The sequence below is a fragment of the Pseudanabaena sp. CCNP1317 genome, from assembly GCF_034931345.1.
GTDB lineage: Bacteria > Cyanobacteriota > Cyanobacteriia > Pseudanabaenales > Pseudanabaenaceae > Pseudanabaena > Pseudanabaena galeata.
In genome coordinates this window covers 1-18,941 of record NZ_JAYGIF010000023.1, presented here as the reverse complement: position 1 = coordinate 18,941, position 18,941 = coordinate 1, and the positions used below count along the sequence as shown (strand labels likewise).

Here is an 18,941-nt window from a genome sequence, read left to right as displayed (position 1 = left end):
TTTTCCTTCTTTAACTAGACTTAAACATTAATCTATTCTTTTACCAACTGGAATCTCGCAAAGATAGATCGTATCTTAAATTTAAATTAGGATTATCTAATGTCGGAAATGAGCCAGTCACTCTATCAATGTAATGACCTTCATAACCAAGTCTCCATAGTAAAACGTCATCAATCCATTGGATGGCTTGCATTATTGCGCGATAACGATCTTCTAAAGTTATTTCGCTAACTTGCGGATGTACAGCATCATTACGAACTGACAAAAAATCTTGTACGAAATCTATATCAAAATAACCCCTACTTTTTGTTAAGCCTATACGTTCAAGCATTAGTCTCAATCTTTTACCAGTAGTAGAAATATGTTCCTGTCCTGCTCTACGTCCAAGATTCCAAGCAGTTTTAGCTATATCAGTACGTCTAATATCGAATAACAATTCGCATCTTGCTTTTGTAGTTAAATTATTCTCATCTTCCACTAGAATAGCATAACTTAATCGCTCTAATGCTGTTCCAGTAGCACTAGCTGCTAATTCCCAGTTATCGCTACTTGTTGCCTGAAAGTATTGCACTAGAACAAAATAAAAAGTCTCTCTCCAAAATGGTTGAGCAAGCATTTTTTCAAAGCTGTCAAAGCAGCTAATGAAAACTGCTAAATCACTGTCTTCTGTTAGCCAGCTTTTCCCTAGCTTTTCAAGAGATGTAAACTGAGACGCAGTGCTTATAAGTGAAGACGTAGTGTCAGTTGAGATAAATGATTTGCTTTTGAGATCATTTTCGTCTGATTCATATCTGGTATATTTCTCACCTTCAATAAAGACAGGTGCTATAAATCCTCCATTAGCATAGGAAAGAAGTAAGCCAAGATTTCTAAGTACTTCTTCGGCTTCATTGATGCTAATGTTTGTAAGTGATTCAGGTAGTTCTTCAGCCTCCTCAGTTTCTTTTAACTGAAAAAGAGTCCCTACCCCTGTTAAATATGTACCAACATTATCTTCTCTCATATCAAGCCATTTACAAGCTTGCTCACCTATTTCTAGATTGATAGCCCATTTAGAATTCAAAGGAATTCCCTTTAGAACGCCACCATTACAATCTTCTTGAAGACTGTGACAGTGAAAAATCCTTTGAAATCTTGTGTTAGTTAAACAAAAGTTAAATTTATGTGATAGAGTCTCTGGATCATCTAAATCTAAATAGGTTCTTAAAGCTGTTCCTTTAGCAATGGAAGAAATATCTGCGCCACGACTAATTTCTCCTAATTTAAGAAGTTCAACTTGTATTAGATGTCCTAAAAAGAAGTTTTCTAATAGACTTTCACTAGCAAAAACAGCATGAAATTGAGGCACTTCCATACCCAATATTTCAAAATCCCATAATATTCGAGGTATTGGATAAATTTGTAGCTCCACCAAAAGCCGTCCCACCAAGTCATCGATTTCCGCAAAATTATTATAAATAACTAATTTTTTAGCAAGAATAAGGTTCTCTTTTTTTGAAATCATAATGAATTATTCGGATTGTTAAATATTTATGATGAGGATTTATGGGTTGTATATGGTTTAACTAATTCAATAAAACACATTTCCCACAAATCATTTTAGAATATCTGTATGAGTTTTCGGGCGATCCCACTTTTGGTTTGAAAATAGTTGATCGCAGTTTATGGGTGATGAAGTGGGATCTCTGTTTGGCTTGAAGAAATAGGCGATCTGGTTTTATGGGTGGTTAGGGGCGATCGCTGTTTGATTTAAGGGAATAGGCGATCGGGTTTTGTGGGTGGTGAAGAGCGATCGCTGTTTGATGTGGAGAATAGGTGATCGGTTTTGTGGATGATGAGTGGCGATCGTTGTTTGGTTTGGGTGAATAGGCGATCGGGTTTGTGGGTGATGAGGGGCGATCGCTGTTTGATGTGGAGATTTAGGCGATCGGGTTTATGGGTGGTGTAGTAGGGTGAGCGCAAAAATATAATTAAACAACCTCACTCAAAGCGTCACGAATCACATCATCACTTACACCGTGACGCTTTAAACTCTCAATAAATATAGAAACAGAGTCTCCATCCAGCCGCTCAAGATCAGCACGAAGCCCCTGCCCAATATAAGCACGAACTAAAGGCTGATATCCAGAAAATCCTAACAATGGCGCAACTTTTTTCAAATCATCGATAACATCCTCAGGAATACGGATTGTCACCGTTGCCATCGGACGATTTCGATCCAATCGTTTTTTTAGAACTTCAGTTTTCATAATATTCATACTCCTTGCGTGTTGCCTTTCTTGCAGAAATAATCCGAATCAAATCTTTCTCCCTTTCAACATAAACAACGTAAAGAAGATTCCATCGTTTATCTAAACCAATCACAGCATCTCGTTCCTCATCATTACGACTTGCATCAACTACTACTAAAAATGGATCAAAAAATGCTTCAGTAGCTTGCTGGAATGTCACACCATCATGATTAATAGGATTAATTCGAGCCTTCTCCTCATTCCAAACAAATTTAATCCCGTTCAGCACAAAATAAACATCCATACCGTATATTTTAGCCAAAGCGTATTTACGTTGTCAATACAAATTTATCCCAAAATTTTGTGCTGGGAGCGATCGCTGTTTGATGTTGAGATTTAGGCGATTGGGTTTTGTGGGTGATGAAGGGGGCGATCAGTTATAATTATGACCAATCCAGTAAGTTATATTGGCTGCTATGACTAACGCATTACAATACATCTGTGATTCAGAAGGAAAAACAGTATCGGTAGTTGTCCCGATCGCCTTTTGGCGAGAACTAATGGCAGAAAGAGAAACCACCTATTTACTCAGCAGTCCAACTATGAAAAAAAGACTACTTTCAGCCAGAAAACGTCAAGATGGAATCTCTTTAGAATCAGTCTGTGAAAAACTTGGAATTTGATACAGATGCTTTTGAAGACTTAGCTTGGTGGATTGAAAATGATCGTAAAAAAGCTTTAAAAATCGTTAAACTGATCCGTGAAGTCCAACGGAATCCATTTGAAGGCACAGGACAACCTGAAGCGTTAAAACACGATCTATCTGGTTGCTGGTCACGCCGTATCGATCAAGAACATCATCTAATTTATGAAGTCCTAGACGATAAAATCAGAATTCTTGCCTGTCGCTTTCACTACTAAATTAACGTCAGTTCGATGAATTTTGATAGCTGTAGTCCTTGCCTAATAAAGATTACAAGGAATTATGTTTTATAAAAGTGTGCAAACCTGTTGAGAATGGAGTCAATAAATCATTGAAAGCGCGGCAAAGCAACGCTTTCAATGATTTATTGGTTTGGGTTTGAGCGCAAAGCGCTCTATGACACTAAAACGCTCATTGTCGATAGCGTTCAATCAAGTTTGGTAAATGGTCAAACCCATCCACTCCAATTAGAGCGATCAAATGCGATCGCTGCTGTTGCAATAGATTCGAGAAACTCTCAGCGCCTATCTTTCCTTGTAAGATCACCACCAAAGCTGCTGACTGTTGCCATGCTTTACTGCCACGTTGCTCTAGTAGATACATTCCCAAGCAAGCGTGATAGACCGCCAATTCTAATAGATTAAGTTGATAGAGAGCTTCACCAAGATAGGCATGACTGAGTGCTTGTAAATCGCGATCGCCGATTTGTTGAGTTAAGGCTAAACCCTTCTCTAAAGCGATCTGCGCTTGACTGGGCTGCTCGATCGCAATATAAGCAGTCCCCAATCCCACCCAACAAAGCGCTTGATTTTGGAGATCATTCAATTTCTCTGACAGCTTTTGTCCGCGTTCCAAATGATTGATTGGAGTCTCCAGTTCTTCAGGCGTAATTAATTCCTGTTGCCTTGCAATCATCACTTCGCTATAGCCCAAATTAGCCAAAGCATTTGCCTCACCTTGGCGATCGCCATTTTGTCTTGCTAGAATCACAGCTCGCTGAGCTTGGGACTCACTAGTGCTGAAATCCTTTTGAATAAGACTAATCCGACTGAGGTGATTGAGATTCGCGATTTCGCAACGTTGATCGCCAACTTCACGGGCAAGGTTCACTGCTTCTTGATGGAGAGCGATCGCGTCTCTATGATGCCCCATCCAAGCTTTTGAATATCCCAAAACCGTGAGAATTCTTGCCTTCTCCTGTGTATTCTCTGCTTCTTTGAGAGGTTGATCGAGATAGTTAATGGTTTCGCGGAAACTTTCACCCGAAAAAGAGGCAAAGACACCACCATAAAGCGGAAAGTTTTCGCGTTGGGCAAAGGTTCGCAAGGTCTGTAAGCTGATGCGGAAGCAGATCTTCGATAGAGATTGGCGATCGCTTGCCGATAGTTGTTGTGAGTTTTGGAAGCCCGTGCTAAGTTCACCCCAAATCATCGCGAAAGCAATAAAAGTAACACCCGTCATATGCATCCCTGCTTTGGCATCATAGGGTTGCTGATCGAACCAGCGCACTAAGCCATTTTGCAAATATCTTAGTAGAATTGATAGTTCTACCCAAGTACTAATATCAATGCTTCTCTGAGCCTGTGCGATCGCTGCTGCTGATTGATTACTTGCCTGTCCTGCAAACAGATCACGGGGTAAAGGACTAGTAATTTGTTGCGCCCAACTATGCCAAGGTCCACTGATCTTAGAGCGTTCAAATCCCACCTGTCTTTGTGGTTCGTATAGCCAACTAACTAGCGAACCTTCCAATAAATCAAAATCTGCTAATCCACTAGTCAGCCCGATCGCAAACTGACGTAATGTAAATGCTTCCGAATCATCGGGAAGAGTGTCGGCAGATTTTTGCAGTAATTGTGTAAGAAGCTGAATATGTTGACGTTCAAAAACAGGCGTATGATTTGGGTCAAGAACTTGAATTAATGTAGCTAGACGCTCTTGAGGTTCAGCACTGAGAATAGTTTGTAAGCCTCTAGCACAGGTATCCTGAAGTTGATAATTTTGTTGCCACTGTTCCCATGCATCATGGAGAATTTTCATGGCACGTAGTTTCTGATTTGCTTTTGCCTGTTTTACTTCATCAGTTTGAGCAGCAAAGTTTGCTTGAAGTAAGTTAGATTGTTCTTCTAAAGCCCGTTCAAATATTTCCCCTGTTCCCGACTCTAAACTCTCACTGAGAATGCGATAGACATGTTCCTTTGATAGCAACTTGCCATTTTCGATATTAATAATTATGCGATCGACAAAAATCGTATAACGTTCAAAAGTTGTGAGTGGTTTACTTGGAGAATCTGACATATTCGTTTTACGAGTATTTAGTATTGATCAGTAATATAGCAATACAAGTTTCGCTTAGAAAATCAAAACCCTAAAGAGTGATGGCGGCGCTTCGCGCCGCCATCACTCTTTAGGGTTGCTATAAATGCTGTCTAGTGATCACAATCACCATAAACACCTTGATTTATCACAAGAGAATATCCCAATAACAGAGAAAGTAGATAGTGGTAATCTGGGTGCATGAAACTATTATGAACTGTCGATTTTGTAAAAATTATGATGCAACAGGTAGAAACGGTGGATATTGTAATTTGTTGTCTGTGGCAGTACAAGGAAAATGGGAAGCTTGTAGATGCTTTTCCCACAAGTTTTCTGAAAATCCTTTACCAGAAATAGAAAAGCCAACAACTATAGCTGTCGCCATTCTTGTTAGGACATAAAACCCAAATAGTGTGAGGCGGCGCTTCGCGCCGCCTCACACTATTTGGGTTTTGATTTGTCCTGATAGAGGTGGCTATAGCTATAGTTCTAGTTTTGTTAATAAAACGTCAGTTCGACGACTGTGAAAAATGGTAAGAATCGCTTAGCGATTCTTACCATTTTTCGCCATTTGCGTCGTGCGAAGCACGACGCAAATGGCTATATCGAACTCACGTTAATAAAAATCAAGACAAGCTGATAAATTTTGTTGACGATTGATTTACAGCGCTTTGCGCTCAAAACCAAACAAATATAAATCCTGAAAGCGCTGCTTTGCAGCGCTTTCAGGATTTATATTTTGGCTCGTTTGATCAGCAATTGCGGTAATGATTAATGGCGCGATCGCCATGTTTCTAAAAAGTCATTAATTTCTTGCATTAACCATTCCTTCTCAGGACGGCTTAACCCTAACCCAAACTTATGGACATAAATGCCTTGATTTAAACGTAACTCCATTACGGGCTGGTTATTAACTTCGTAAGAACTCTTGAGTTCAACTTGTCGCAAATCTTGGGTTTTGCCTTGGGCATGGCGCTTGATTCCTAAAACGTCCCAATCAATACTGAAAGTGCGATCGCTAATTACTAAACAAACCTTGCCAAAGACAATCGATAAACCCGCATACGCCATGCCAATACCGATAATCCAAAAGGGAATTGAGAAAAGAGCAAAAAGTCCTGCCCTCAGAGCCATTGATGTCCAGACAATCAAAAAACCATTCCAAAAAATTGCAAATGATAGGATGCTTGCGCCATCACCACGCAGCCCCGTAGGTGGAATCTCAACTTTTAAACCACTATCAGTCTTTTTTAATTCAATGCGACTACCAAGGGGCTGGGGATATTGATATTTTGTAACGGGGCGATCGCTGTTGCGGTTAAGTAAACGACTGATTTCTAGATCGCTGATCCGACTTTCCAGTGATGGCAAGGTGGGAGTTCGCAAAGCTTGAAGGGCTTGCTGGGCGCTACTGAATCGATCTTCGATCGCAGGTTCAATCATTTTTTCCAGCCAATCAGCAAAATGCGATGAAATGCTAACGGAGTCACGAAAACTGATCTTGAACTTGATTTCAGGTAAATCCGCAGGCGATCGCCCCGTCAATAAAAATAAAATCGTTGCACCAAGCGCATATAGGTCGGTCGCAGGAACAGCCTTACCCCGAAATTGTTCGGGTGGCATATATCCGTAAGTGCCAACAACTGTACTGCCCCCCACCTGTGTACTGCGATAAGTGTCCTGAACTGCACCAAAATCTACCAAAGCAATTTTACGATTGGGTTGAAGAATTATATTTTGAGGTTTGATATCACGATGGATGACGGGCGGTTTGAGTTGATGTAGATAGCTCAACACCTCTAGCACTTGCTCAGCAATCTGTTTAATATCTTCCTCGCTGCTATGCCAGCCGTCAGCGATCGCCTGTGCGAGAGATTTTCCCTCTACCAGTTGCTGCACGATGTAAAAATCGCGATCGCGATTAGTATCAATCTGAAAATAGTCTAGATAACGGGGAATGGCAGGATGATCGAGTTGAGAAAGTACCTTTGCTTCCCGCTCAAATAATTCCAGTACTTTCCACTCATTCATGCGTCGAAATGATAGGGCTTTTAATGCCACGCGATCGCCTGTTTGGGCATCAAAAGCAGCATAGGTGATGCCAATACCACCTTGTCCCAGAATGCTAGCAATACGGTAGCGAGATTGGATAATTTCCCCAACTTGATGTAGTTCTGTCACAACTCTTTTTCACCTCATGTTTGCCATCGTAATAATGATTTTAGAGGCAAAGGATTGCCGCGCTCTGCGCGGCAATCCTTTGCCTATTTAAGGTTTGGTTACAGAAATTGGTGTGAAGTTGCAAGATTTGGTTAAAGCTTGCTTTAGCAAAGCTTGGTAACTGTCATCATCAATCTCAAAGGCTCCAAACCTCTCCAGATGTGGATTCATTAATTGAGCATCAAATAAACTATACCCATGCGATCGCAAATGCTCTACTAACTTCACCATCGCTACCTTCGAGCCTTCGGGAATTTTAAAAAACATCGACTCGCCAATAAATACGCCGCGTATGGCAATCCCCAAAATCCCTCCTGCCAATTGCTCCCCTTGCCATGTCTCAAAACTATGCGCCCATCCTGCTTTGTGTAAATTGCTATAAAGTGATCGCAGTTCTTTAGAGATCCATGTGGTTTCGCGATCGGCACATCCTTCTACCACTTGCTCAAAGGCGGTATCGATCTTAACTTCAAAGCGATTTTGGTTGATAACTCGCTGCAAAGATTTAGGATATCGAAAGTGCTGATCAAGTGGGATCAAGGTGCGGCTGTTAGTGTAATACCACTCAATCGGCTCTCCATCACCCTCTGACATCAAAAAGTAGCCTTGGGTATAACCTTCGATAACGCTACGGATATTAAATCTTTCCACGAAGTGTCTACACCTGTTTACCCAGTTTAAAAGACTTGAAGCAGATAATTAAACGAAAATTGATTGAAGATTAGTTAACAAAATCTTTTTGAAAATACCACCAACAAAAGCCTTTAATAGCATAAATGGTTTGCTGCGATTAAGTAAATTTACTTAGTCATAGCAAACCATTTATTTACATAAATTGTTGTTAAATTGGTATTGAAATTCAGAATCTTTAAATAAGCCGATTCCGTTTGAATGATCATATTCTCTAAGATAGACATCCAAAACTGGGATCGCTTAACGTTTTCTTTATAATCCGTTGCAAGAATTTTATTTGAGTCTAAATACTTAGTTGCTAAATTGTGGCTAGTTAAGGATTTGCCATCGAAAAATGAAATATAAATTTCGCTTGTTCCCTTTTGATAGGTATTGCAGCGATCCCCTAAAAAAATTAACATCGAAAAACCTGTCAACCAAAAAAAATAAGTGACCCAACTTGGCTAGGTAAAAATTACCAATTGCCCTAGTTTAGACCACTTATTTTTTTGTGTTTTATTAATTTGGTATTTAAATTCAGAGCTTATATATAAGCTAGCTCCGTTTGAATAATCCTATTGTGCTAGAAATTTTGTCAAATCTGGGATCGCTTAAACTTTTCTTTATACTTAACATTGCGATTCTTGTTCTTGAGTAATTATACTTATTGTCTAACTCTCAGCAAATACTTTTTCGCAAGATTGTCAAAGAAATAGAGTTATACATTTTATTATTATTATTTCATTACCTTCTTGTTTATTTTTTATTTACCAAATAGTTATTCTAAAAAGACTGGATTAAATTTTTTAATCTTAAAAACATCCGAATTAACTTTTATTTCAGATCGAGATGTTTTAGGCTAGCTTCTCTGTCTAATTTTATAGATGTTTCTAGTAGATTTTTCTAGCTATGAGAGTAGTGTTTTCCCTACCGCCAGAGACCATAGCAACAAGGGCATAATCATACATAGAAATGTCAGAAGGAGAAAAGTCAATGTTTTTTCACCCATCCTATTTAATCCTGATCCCAGGGATGATCTTGATGTTTTGGGCGCAGCAACGGGTCAAAGCGACTTACGAAAAATATGCAGATATACGCTCAAGTCTGGGAATGACAGGCGAACAAGTTGCTAAAACAATCTTGCAACGCATGGGTATTCATGATGTAACCGTAGAGCAAGTAGCAGGAGAACTGACCGATCATTATGATCCTTCTGCCAAAGCTGTGCGCCTATCAGAATCAGTGTATGCATCTTCATCACTAGCGGCGGCAGCGATCGCTGCCCATGAATGCGGTCACGTTTTGCAGGATGTGCGCGGCTATCAATTTATGAATATTCGAGCCTCGCTAGTCCCAGTAGCAAATATTGGCGCAAACTTTGGCCCCATAATGGTGATGGCTGGGCTGTTCTTGACATCCCTTGGCAGTTTGAGTGTAGTTTTCATCAATATTGGTATTGCTTTGTTTGCTAGTGCGATCCTATTTCACATTGTGACTTTACCTGTGGAGTTTGATGCTTCTAGCCGCGCTTTGCGATTAATTGATGAGTTAGGTATTCTCCAAGGCGAAGAAAATCGTGGCGCTCGTAAGGTGCTTAATGCCGCAGCTTGGACATATGTGGCTACGGCGATCTATGCGGCGCTGCAACTGGTGCAGTTGTTGTTAATCCGTGGCGATCGCTAATTACAACGCTTTACAAATCAAAAAAAGACGGCGCATTGCGCTGTCTTTTTTTGATTTGATTGTCTTTAAGTCATACCAATTAACGAAAGTATTGCCACACTTTCGTTAATTGAAAACCAAATCGAGCAAGGGTTTTAAAAACACAAAATGGCGTAGCCATTTTGTGTTTTGGTATCAAATACTATTTTGTTAATAGATTTCAGTTAAACTTTAGCTAATTTGATACAATAATCACATAAAGCAGGAGCTAAAAACTTGCTTTAGGGACTTGCGATTAATTAAAGTACCTACGGCTTCGACTTCGCTCAGCCAACGTTGGCTGAGCGAAGTCGAAGCCATACAAACTCGGTGGTATATTTTTTCTCGTCAAGTCCCTTAGCTGATGAGATCCCTGAGTCATATCCTTGGAGTTTGAGGCGATGATTGATTGGTTGGTAGTTTGGGGTGTGACACAGGCGGCTGGTGTAGTCGTTTATCCCATTTTAGAAAGTTTGGCTCAGGATGCGGCAAAGGATTATGGCAAGGACTTTTTTAAGGATTGCTTGAAAAAGGTGATTCACTTGCCTGAAAAGGATGTGCAGAAAGAAGCCTATGGCAAAGCGCTGAAGGTGTTTTTAGAACTGATTCAGGATGAACTGCTTGAAGCTGGCTATCAGGAGACATTGCTCAAAAAGTATTACATTCCTGCTCTGAAAAAGTTTATTGATCGCGAAGAAGTCGCATCAACTTTGGGGATGGCGTTTAATGTGGAATGTAAGGCGATCGATACGGCGCTGTTGGTGCGGACTTGGGCGGCTTTGAATTCACCACTTTTGCCTGAAGATATGGATTGGGATTTTGTGTGTAAGTCCTACATCAAATCGGTCAAGAAACTTGTCCAGAATTCGGATAAGTTGCGTCCGATTTTTGAGGTGCAGACTTTGGACAAAATCGCCGATGCTACACAGGAATTAGCAGGAATTGCGCCAGCGTTTGATTTAGAGAAGTATGCGGAAGGGTTGCGGGAGCAGTATGGCAACTTGAAGCTGGAATCTCTCGATACGACTGGAGTTTATTACAACGAGTTGAAATTGTGGAAGATCTTTATTCCGCAGAATTTGCGGGAATGTCAGGAGTTTATTCCGCAGGTGTATGAGTTGCCGAAGGAGCGATCGCGGCTGTTGCAAGAAAGCGGACAGTTGGATGTGTTGGAACTTGCCGAAGCGGAATTAGAGAATCATCGCAAGCGCTATGTAGAGCAGCCGATTCGCGGGGTGTTTGAGGTATTGGGTAATCCGAATGAGTCGGCAAAAGATGGGATTGCTAAATATGCGGTGATCTTGGGCGATCCTGGATCAGGGAAATCGACATTGTTGCAATATCTGGCGCTGATTTGGGCGGAGCGACCTGTACGAGATTTGCCTTTGCATCCGTTACCGCTTTTGTTGGAGTTGCGTACCTATGCCCGTGATAAACAAGCTGGGAAATGTAAGGATATTGTTTCGTTTATTCATGGTGGGAATATTACCTGTCGGCTGAATCAGCAGGAGTTGCATGAAAAGCTGAAGAATGGAGACGTTATTGCCCTATTTGATGGGATTGATGAGGTGTTCGATCCTGCATTGCGTGATGAGGTGGTGACGGATATCCATCGCTTTACGAATGAGTATCCTGCGGTGAGATCAGTTGCGACTTCGCGGTGGTTGGGCTATAAGGCTCAAAGGTTAAGGGATGCGGGGTTTCAGCACTTTATGCTGCAAGAGTTGAATGATGAGCAAATGCAAGAGTTTGTGGTGCGTTGGCATGATCTGAATTTTGCGGAGGGTGCGGATAAGGATCGCAAGCGGGAGCGGTTGCAGAAGGCGATCAGGGAGTCGCGATCGGGTGCGACCTCCATCTGATAACCCGTTACTGCGTAAGCGTTCTAAGCTTCGTTAATTCAGATTATAATCCTTGATCGAATTCGATAAAAGGTATACTGGGTAAGAATTTTGCTAATTTGAGAAGGTATCAGATAAAGGTCGCACCCTCGCGATCGATTAAGGAGTTGGCGGGTAATCCTTTGTTGTTGACGATGATGGCGATTCTCAATCGTAATCAGGAGTTACCTAGGGATCGTCCTGAACTGTATAACCAAGCTTCGAGGGTGTTGTTGCATCAATGGGATGTGGAACGGGCGCTAGTGGAGGATCGGCGAATTGACCCGAAAACGATTGACTATCGAGATAAGCAGGCGATGTTGCGGAAGGTTGCTTATTATATGCAGTCGAGCGCGAAGGGTTTGGCGGGGAATTTGATTAGTGCGGCGCAGTTGGAGAGCATTTTGACGGATTACCTGAGGACGATTGAGGTGGAGAAGCCAAGGGAAATCGCCCGTATCATGATCGGTCAACTTCGCACGCGCAATTTCATTCTCTGCGATCTGGGTGGGGATTCCTATGGTTTTGTGCATCGGACTTTTTTGGAGTATTTTTGTGCGTGGGAGTTTGTCTGGCAGTTTAAGGAGTCGCAAACGCTGACGATTGAGCAGTTAATCAATGATGTGTTTGGTCAGCATTGGCAGGATGAGTCTTGGCATGAGGTTTTGCGGTTAATTTCGGGGATGATTGAGCCTAGATTTGTTGCCGATATTATTGATTTTCTTTTGGAGCAGAAAGTTGATAAAAATGCATATCTAGATGAGATTGGCAGACTAAAAAAAGAAGGAGTATCCAATCTATTAGTAGCAGTAGATTGTTTTGTTGAGGTGAGAAACAGAAGTTTGATTGCTCCTACATCAAGCAAGCTGCTAAAAACATTACAATATGAAGCCGAGAGAGAAACTCCTTATAAGTTCAATCCTGAATTGGCGGCTACACTCATAAATATCACTGCAAGTATTTGGCAAGATAGCTATAACATGTTACCTTGGCTGAAGAAATGTTTAGAGTGCGATTCATATTCCTATATACCAATAGCGGCGGTACAAGCGATCTCTATAGGCTGGAAAGATGAAACTGATACCCTTCCTTGGCTAAAAGATCGCGCTCTTAACGATCAAAATAGTTTAGTGCGAAGGTCAGGGGTAAAAGCTATTGCTAGAGGCTGGAAAGATGAAACTGATACCCTTCCTTGGCTAAAAAACTGCGCTCTTAAAGATCAGAACGCATATGTGCGAAAGGAGGCGGTACAAGCGATTGCTAAAGGCTGGAAAGATGAAACTGATACTCTTCTTTGGCTAAAAGACCGCGCTCTTAACGATCAGAGTTGGGATGTGCAATGGGCTGCGGTACAAGGGATTGCTAAAGGCTGGAAAGAGGATCCTCAAACGTTTGATCTTTTGTGTGATCACGCTATGTATAATCCCTTTAAACGTCAGTTTGATTTTGAAAATAATCCCCGCCAAATTGCACTAGAAGCAATCCTCAAACATTACAGCGACAAACCTCAAACATTGGAATTATTGAAGACGATCGCTAACAACGATTCTGATGCAAAATTAAAGGAATTTGCGAAGAAGGAATTAGCAAAATTGAGTGAGAATCCCGTAGGGGCATAGCATTTGCGCCACAATTTTTAAACCCCGCAACAATATCGATCTGCAAATGCTTTGCCCTCTATGCTCTCACAGATAAATTGTCCCTGCGTTGCAAGATTTAGGGCAAAGCATTCCCAGATTAAGGGTATCTGTAAATGGATAAATTTCTGCGGGAATGCTATGCCCCTACAATTCCTATAAATCCTATGCCTTCACAGATAAATTGTCCCTGCGTTGCGAGGTTTAGGGCAAAGCATTCCCAAATTAAGGCTATCTGTAAATGCATAAATTTCAGCGTGAATGCTATGCCCCTACGATTCCTATAAATCCCACTTCCTCTGTGCTTTTTGCCCCCCCTAGCCCCCCAATTCTGGGGAGAACCATATTTTTAAGTCCCCCAGAATTGGGGGATTTAGGGGGCTAGACACCTAGAACTTTAAACGAGATTTTAAGGGTTGTGTAATTCTTAAATGGGATCTTAACCTAAACCCATCACAACCTTAATCTGCAAATACTAGGCTATCTATACATTCACAGACTTTGATTTTTAGGAGTATATAATGAATTTAATAAAACCAAGACAAGATTTGGATAACGCATAAATTTATGTCGATCGCACAGCTTGCCTCCAAAATCGATAAAGTTAAAGTTTACGCCGAAGGCTCCACCGTGAAGCGGTTAGCAAGTCTATCAGCGATCGCATGGCAAAATGAAAACGATGAAAATATTGAAGTGGAAATCGCTGGACTACCACTGGCTCTAGATGATGGAAGTGTCAGGGTACGAGTAGACAACGGCACAGAGACGGACAGCAACATCATGGTTACAGATGTGCGGGTTGGATTACATGTCCCGCCACCTGTGGAAGTTCCCATATCGGATTTAGAAGCATCCATTCAGTCCGCCAAAGCTGAAGTCGATCGCCTTAGTGATTTGGGGAATGTAATTGCCCTAGAAATAGCCGCTTTAAATGTGTTGCATGTCCCCGATCGTCCGATTGGTGAACAAGGCAAAGCACCACCAACCTCACCAACAGGTGCAAGAATAGCCCTAGCCAATTTCAAGGATGAGCAGAAACAATTACGCCTTAAAGAAAAGCGAGAACTTGAAAGTCAACTGCGAAAGGCGACCGAACAATTAGCCGATCTCCAGCAACAACAAAACCTTGCTTCTAATGCCAATGTTGCCAAAGAAAATGAATTGCGTAAAACAATCGTGGCACGTTTGCAAATTCGCGATCGCCAAGCAGCATCCTTACCACCTGATCATCTGCAACTGATTGTGGAATATTTTGTACAGGGGGCAAAATGGATACCCACCTATGTCTGTCGGCTCAATAGTGCAAATAATACCGCCGCGATCGCCTTGAGAGCATTGATTTGTCAGCGTACTGGTGAGGACTGGTCGGGTGTACAGATTGAGCTTTCGACGGCTACGCCGATGGGTTGGTGTGAGCTGCCAGAGTTACCTTCTTTACGATTAGGGCGATCGCAGGCTTTCGCATCTAAAAAAGCTTGGCGCAACCCACCCCAAGGAGCAGAAATTCTGTTTGAAGATTATGATCTTCAGAGACAGATCGCCTATAGCGTAATTAGTACTACCTCGGTTTCGCAAAGTTTTCAAATTCCAAATTTATCGCCATTATCATCAGTAACCCAATCGATTCTGAACCAGAAGATTGAAAATTTGAAAATAGACTCCTTTGACGATCTTAGCCAAAACCTGCTGGGTCGTGGAGTCAACTCGGTTGAGTTAGCCAGTGAAGCCAGCTTATATGACGAGCAGAACGAATATTTTGGTACTGTGTCATCAGAAGTTGAAGCAGAAGTGTCTGAACTTAGATCCATGTTGCAATCTAATATGAGTAGGAGTATGCCATCTGCTGCTCCCGAAAGAATGGAAGCGCAAGTCATGCGGAAGGCTATGGCTCCGCCCAAAAGATCTATGAATCTTGAGCGATCATCGATATCGGCTGTAATGCAAGAAGATGCTTTTGATCCTGTTCAAGAGATTACGAACTATGGACTGATGCGATTGGCTGATCCTAGTAATACCTCTCAGCGTGGCAAACTCAGTTTGCCCGATGTGCAGACCCTCTATTTGGAGTCCCTGAAGCGATCGCAGATAACGATTAACTTTGATCTGACGATGGTTTTGCGAAAAGCCTTACAGCTAGCTGCTTGTTCTAATATTCCCTTACCTGCGGGTGGAACGAATGTGCGTGAGATGGCAGGTGCTTTTGACTTTGCCTATCTTGGATCTGGACGCATTGATATTCCGTCGGATAGGCAGTTTCATTCCGTGGCTCTGCTCGAAGAGAATGCTGAGATAGATATGCGTTATGTCGTTGTTCCCCGTGAAGACACTAATGTTTTTCGGATCGCGCAACTTCGCAACCCACTGCGATCGCCATTACTATCAGGCTCTACCGATGTCTATGTGGATGGAGAATATATTCTCTCAACGCGCATTAATACCGTGCCACCCAAGGGACAAATGGAACTAGGTTTAGGCGTAGAGCAATCGATCAAAGTGGCGCGAAATACCTCCTTTAAAGAAGTGCGATCGGGTATGAGTTTGGTTGCCTTTAACGAACTGCGTCACAGTATTCATATTGCGATCGCCAATCGACTAGGACGAAATGCTCGTATCGAAGTGCGCGAACGTGTCCCTGTACCCCAAGCCGATGTAAAAGTCGATGTGACCGTTACACAGGTTTCGCCAGCATGGGAAAAGTATGAACAGCAAGAACGTAATGCGGTGATCAAGGGCGGCTATCGTTGGCAAATCAACGTTCCCGCAGGTGGTGAAACAGAATTAACCGCCGACTATACGATCAAAACCTTTGTGGACAATGAGCTAGTTAATGGTAATCGGAGAGAGGAATAGCCCATGATATCAACCGAAATTCAGACCCTAGATCTAAATGCTCCTGTGACTACCGTGACTCTGCTCGAAGATCGCGCTCAAGTCCAACGTATAGCCAAGGTAAATCTAGCCGCAGGACTATGGCGAGTGCAGATTGATCGGGTCGCTCCAATTCTTTCCGATAAGTCGCTGCGGGCGGAATTTAGCGATCGCTTATCTGGTGCAAGAGTCAATGATGTGCGTGTGCGCCGACGCATGTTAATTAAGGAGTCCGATCGCTCAGGTTTGATCGAGGAGTTAAAGACCGAATGGCGATCGCAATTTGAGCAATACAATGTCCTCACTGAAGATCGCCAACAACTCGAAGAACAGTTCCAACAAATTGGTCTAATTTTGGGTAAGGCTCTGCAAGAATTGCCCATTGATGCGGCTTGGGGACAGGTTGATCCGATGGCATGGCGATCGCAATTACAGCCACTATTTCAAAAAATGCGGGAATCTCGTAGCGAAATCCTCCATACTTACCATGCACAGGCAAAGTTAAAGTCAGCAATCGAGCGACTCGTAAGCCGTATCCAAGCCGAAACTAGACCAGATCAGATTTTTACTGCTCATATCGAAGCGGATTTAGCGATCGCGGAAACAGGCGATTACGAACTAGCCTTTGATTATGTGGTTCCCAATGCCTTCTGGCGACCCTATCATCAAGCGCAATTACAAATGGGAGAGAATTCCCAACTAACTTTCCGTACCGATGGTTGCGTTTGGCAAAACACAGGCGAAGACTGGCTAAATGTCGATTTAGTTTTCTCCACAGCCCGTGCTTCCCTTGGCACTGAGCCACCTTTACTCACCGATGATTGGCTGAATATTCGCGAGAAAGCGAAAAAGATTGCTGTAGAAATGCGCGATCAAACGGTGAAAACCACGAGGCTAGGTGCAGGAACAAGACCAGATGCGATCGATTTACCATCGGTGGATGATGGTGGTGAAGTGCGAACAATTCGCGCTCCTCAAAAAGCACATATTCCCCCTGATGGCAATCCTTATCGTGTGCCACTATTTCAGTTTCAATCTTTAGCCAAAATTGAGCATGTCCTGATGCCAGAAATAGCTTTACAAGTCGTTCTCAAAAGTGAACAAACGAATAATGCAACTTTACCAATTCTGGCTGGTCCCGTTGATCTGGTGCGGGCTACAGAATATGTAGGCAGGACGACCATATCTTTCATTGCACCCCAAGAAAAATTTGCCCTTGGTTGGGGAACTGATGCAAATATGCGTGTTCAGCGCATTCAATCACAAAAGCGCGAGAAAAATCATCTCACCCAATGGAATACGATTACTAATACCGTCAGCATCTTTCTCTCGAATATTGGTGACGACGTTAGAAAAATCACGATGATTGAACGGATTCCTATTTCAGAATTAGAAAAAGTTAAAATTGAGGTGGTTCAGGATGAAACGAGCGATCGCCTTCAACCTGATGCCAATGGCTTTTGTACTTGGGACTTGCATCTTTCACCCTATTCTCAATCCAAAGTTAACCTAGTTTATAAAATTGCTGCTGCTCCTGATGTAGAAGGTCTATGAATTACCAACCAGAAATGATGAAGACTTTACGCTATCCGTTTAGCTTTGTGACCAGTGCGATCGCCCTAACCATAGGAGGTTGTGCTATTCCAGAGCTTAACTTCAATCCATCACCAACACCAACATCAACACCATTAACAGTTGTTCAACCGACAACATCCGCGATCGCCACAAATACCGCGACGAGTAAAAAGCCTACTCCTACGGGTTTCAAAAAAGTTACGGTAGTCCAAAATTTAGAAAGACCTTGGGGAATGGCTTGGTTACCCGATGGCGCAATGCTGATTACTGAGCGAGTTGGTCGCGTCCAAATCCTGCGAAATGGATCACTACAGCAAGTTGCGATCGCCGAAATCCCTAATCTATTTGTATCTGGACAAGCAGGCTTGATGGATATCTCACTACATCCACGCTTTGCCGAAAATAAATTGGTTTACCTTACCTATTCCTCTGGAGACTTCCAATCTAATCGCACCAGTATTTTGAGAGCAAAATTTGATGGCAAAGCGCTCGTTGAACCACAAGTAATTTTTGAGGTCAAGCCGTCAAAATCGGGAAATCAGCATTTTGGTTCGCGCATCGTTTGGCTACCCGATGAAACTATGCTGATCGCGATCGGTGATGGGGGCAATCCACCTTTACAACTGAATGGTGAATTGATTCGGAAACAAGCCCAAAAATTAGATAGTCACCTTGGCAAAGTTTTACGGCTCAAGGATGATGGCTCCATTCCACCAGATAATCCCTTTGTGAAAACCACTAATGCTAATCCTGCAATTTGGAGCTATGGACATCGCAACATTCAAGGCTTATTTGCTGATCCTCTATCCAAGCAAGTCTGGTCAACGGAGCATGGTGCAAGGGGTGGTGATGAATTAAACCTCATCGAGGCAGGTAAAAACTATGGCTGGCCAGTGGTGAGCTTTAGTCAAGAATACATTGGTGGTAAGATTTCTGATGAAACATCTCGTCCTGATATGGTCGATCCCAAATTAGTGTGGACTCCTGCGATCGCTCCGTCTGGGTTGCTGTTATAGCGGTTTTCAAATGAGCGTGGTACGAGCGTCACATTCGTAAAACCAGCCAAAGAAGTCAGAATCGGAAACAGAATTGAAAGCGAGAGTGATAGCATCATAAAGCTGCTCAGTGGTTCTCGGAG

15 protein-coding genes and 1 pseudogene are annotated in these 18,941 nt (G+C 42.3%); 8 read left to right on the top strand and 8 right to left on the bottom strand.

What is annotated here, in order from left to right:
• Nucleotides 1-40 precede the first annotated feature (40 nt).
• The 4 genes from VB775_RS08810 to VB775_RS08795 all read right to left on the bottom strand — a co-directional run bounded on the left by VB775_RS08810 (nucleotide 41) and on the right by VB775_RS08795 (nucleotide 2,535).
• The gene (locus VB775_RS08810; protein WP_281007143.1) at nucleotides 41-1,504 is read right to left on the bottom strand and encodes a hypothetical protein; all 1,464 of its coding nucleotides are present in this window, start codon (nucleotides 1,502-1,504) and stop codon (nucleotides 41-43) included.
• Nucleotides 1,505-1,749: 245 nt separating this feature from the next.
• Nucleotides 1,750-1,962, bottom strand: a complete 213-nt coding sequence (locus tag VB775_RS08805) for a hypothetical protein (protein ID WP_281007144.1) — start codon at nucleotides 1,960-1,962, stop codon at nucleotides 1,750-1,752.
• 8 nt (nucleotides 1,963-1,970) lie between these two features.
• Nucleotides 1,971-2,249: a hypothetical protein gene (locus VB775_RS08800; RefSeq protein ID WP_281007145.1), complete on the bottom strand. Its 279-nt coding sequence runs from the start codon at nucleotides 2,247-2,249 to the stop codon at nucleotides 1,971-1,973.
• The gene (locus VB775_RS08795; protein ID WP_407073006.1) at nucleotides 2,239-2,535 is read right to left on the bottom strand and encodes a BrnT family toxin; all 297 of its coding nucleotides are present in this window, start codon (nucleotides 2,533-2,535) and stop codon (nucleotides 2,239-2,241) included. Before VB775_RS08795 ends, VB775_RS08800 begins: the two co-directional genes overlap by 11 nt.
• 172 nt (nucleotides 2,536-2,707) lie before the next feature.
• On the opposite strand from VB775_RS08795, the gene VB775_RS08790 reads away from it, so the two are divergent.
• The gene (locus VB775_RS08790; RefSeq protein WP_281007147.1) at nucleotides 2,708-2,914 is read left to right on the top strand and encodes a prevent-host-death protein; all 207 of its coding nucleotides are present in this window, start codon (nucleotides 2,708-2,710) and stop codon (nucleotides 2,912-2,914) included.
• On the top strand, nucleotides 2,895-3,152 hold the full coding sequence (locus VB775_RS08785) for a Txe/YoeB family addiction module toxin (protein WP_281007148.1): 258 nt from the start codon (nucleotides 2,895-2,897) through the stop codon (nucleotides 3,150-3,152). Before VB775_RS08790 ends, VB775_RS08785 begins: the two co-directional genes overlap by 20 nt.
• 193 nt (nucleotides 3,153-3,345) lie before the next feature.
• On the opposite strand, the gene VB775_RS08780 is transcribed toward VB775_RS08785, so the two are convergent.
• The 4 genes from VB775_RS08780 to aat form a co-directional block, all read right to left on the bottom strand.
• Entirely contained in the window at nucleotides 3,346-5,232 is a 1,887-nt protein-coding gene (locus VB775_RS08780) for a tetratricopeptide repeat protein (RefSeq protein WP_281007149.1), read from the bottom strand.
• 253 nt (nucleotides 5,233-5,485) lie between these two features.
• Nucleotides 5,486-5,635: a hypothetical protein gene (locus VB775_RS08775; protein ID WP_281007150.1), complete on the bottom strand. Its 150-nt coding sequence runs from the start codon at nucleotides 5,633-5,635 to the stop codon at nucleotides 5,486-5,488.
• A 386-nt stretch (nucleotides 5,636-6,021) separates the two neighbouring features.
• A complete protein-coding gene (locus tag VB775_RS08770) occupies nucleotides 6,022-7,431 on the bottom strand; it encodes a serine/threonine protein kinase (RefSeq protein ID WP_281007151.1) in 1,410 nt (469 codons plus the stop codon).
• An 87-nt stretch (nucleotides 7,432-7,518) separates the two neighbouring features.
• Nucleotides 7,519-8,121, bottom strand: a complete 603-nt coding sequence (gene aat / locus VB775_RS08765; RefSeq protein WP_281007152.1) for a leucyl/phenylalanyl-tRNA--protein transferase — start codon at nucleotides 8,119-8,121, stop codon at nucleotides 7,519-7,521.
• A 1,014-nt stretch (nucleotides 8,122-9,135) separates the two neighbouring features.
• On the opposite strand from aat, the gene VB775_RS08760 reads away from it, so the two are divergent.
• The 6 genes and pseudogenes from VB775_RS08760 (at nucleotide 9,136) to VB775_RS08735 (ending at nucleotide 18,819) form a co-directional block, all read left to right on the top strand.
• Nucleotides 9,136-9,825: a zinc metallopeptidase gene (locus VB775_RS08760; protein ID WP_281007153.1), complete on the top strand. Its 690-nt coding sequence runs from the start codon at nucleotides 9,136-9,138 to the stop codon at nucleotides 9,823-9,825.
• Between the two features lie 419 nt (nucleotides 9,826-10,244).
• The gene (locus VB775_RS08755; protein ID WP_281007154.1) at nucleotides 10,245-11,705 is read left to right on the top strand and encodes an NACHT domain-containing protein; all 1,461 of its coding nucleotides are present in this window, start codon (nucleotides 10,245-10,247) and stop codon (nucleotides 11,703-11,705) included.
• A 128-nt stretch (nucleotides 11,706-11,833) separates the two neighbouring features.
• Nucleotides 11,834-13,342: pseudogene (locus VB775_RS08750) on the top strand (NACHT domain-containing protein); the annotation flags it as partial.
• A 585-nt stretch (nucleotides 13,343-13,927) separates the two neighbouring features.
• Nucleotides 13,928-16,210: a DUF4139 domain-containing protein gene (locus VB775_RS08745; RefSeq protein WP_281007156.1), complete on the top strand. Its 2,283-nt coding sequence runs from the start codon at nucleotides 13,928-13,930 to the stop codon at nucleotides 16,208-16,210.
• Nucleotides 16,211-16,213: 3 nt separating this feature from the next.
• Nucleotides 16,214-17,782 (top strand): mucoidy inhibitor MuiA family protein, encoded by a 1,569-nt coding sequence (locus VB775_RS08740; protein WP_281007157.1) that lies wholly within the window; start codon nucleotides 16,214-16,216, stop codon nucleotides 17,780-17,782.
• Complete coding sequence (locus VB775_RS08735; protein WP_281007158.1) at nucleotides 17,779-18,819, top strand: PQQ-dependent sugar dehydrogenase; 1,041 nt, start codon at nucleotides 17,779-17,781, stop codon at nucleotides 18,817-18,819. Before VB775_RS08740 ends, VB775_RS08735 begins: the two co-directional genes overlap by 4 nt.
• The last annotated feature ends 122 nt before the right edge of the window (nucleotides 18,820-18,941 follow it).

Bases quoted from the DNA above. Each gene is read 5' to 3' on its own strand.
- VB775_RS08810 (WP_281007143.1), bottom strand. From the start codon at position 1,504: ATGATTTCAAAAAAAGAGAACCTTATTCTTGCTAAAAAATTAGTTATT.
- VB775_RS08800 (WP_281007145.1), bottom strand. From the start codon at position 2,249: ATGAAAACTGAAGTTCTAAAAAAACGATTGGATCGAAATCGTCCGATG.
- VB775_RS08795 (WP_407073006.1), bottom strand. From the start codon at position 2,535: ATGGATGTTTATTTTGTGCTGAACGGGATTAAATTTGTTTGGAATGAG.
- VB775_RS08790 (WP_281007147.1), top strand. From the start codon at position 2,708: ATGACTAACGCATTACAATACATCTGTGATTCAGAAGGAAAAACAGTA.
- VB775_RS08780 (WP_281007149.1), bottom strand. From the start codon at position 5,232: ATGTCAGATTCTCCAAGTAAACCACTCACAACTTTTGAACGTTATACG.
- VB775_RS08775 (WP_281007150.1), bottom strand. From the start codon at position 5,635: ATGGCGACAGCTATAGTTGTTGGCTTTTCTATTTCTGGTAAAGGATTT.
- VB775_RS08760 (WP_281007153.1), top strand. From the start codon at position 9,136: ATGTTTTTTCACCCATCCTATTTAATCCTGATCCCAGGGATGATCTTG.
- VB775_RS08755 (WP_281007154.1), top strand. From the start codon at position 10,245: ATGATTGATTGGTTGGTAGTTTGGGGTGTGACACAGGCGGCTGGTGTA.
- VB775_RS08745 (WP_281007156.1), top strand. From the start codon at position 13,928: ATGTCGATCGCACAGCTTGCCTCCAAAATCGATAAAGTTAAAGTTTAC.
- VB775_RS08740 (WP_281007157.1), top strand. From the start codon at position 16,214: ATGATATCAACCGAAATTCAGACCCTAGATCTAAATGCTCCTGTGACT.
- VB775_RS08735 (WP_281007158.1), top strand. From the start codon at position 17,779: ATGAATTACCAACCAGAAATGATGAAGACTTTACGCTATCCGTTTAGC.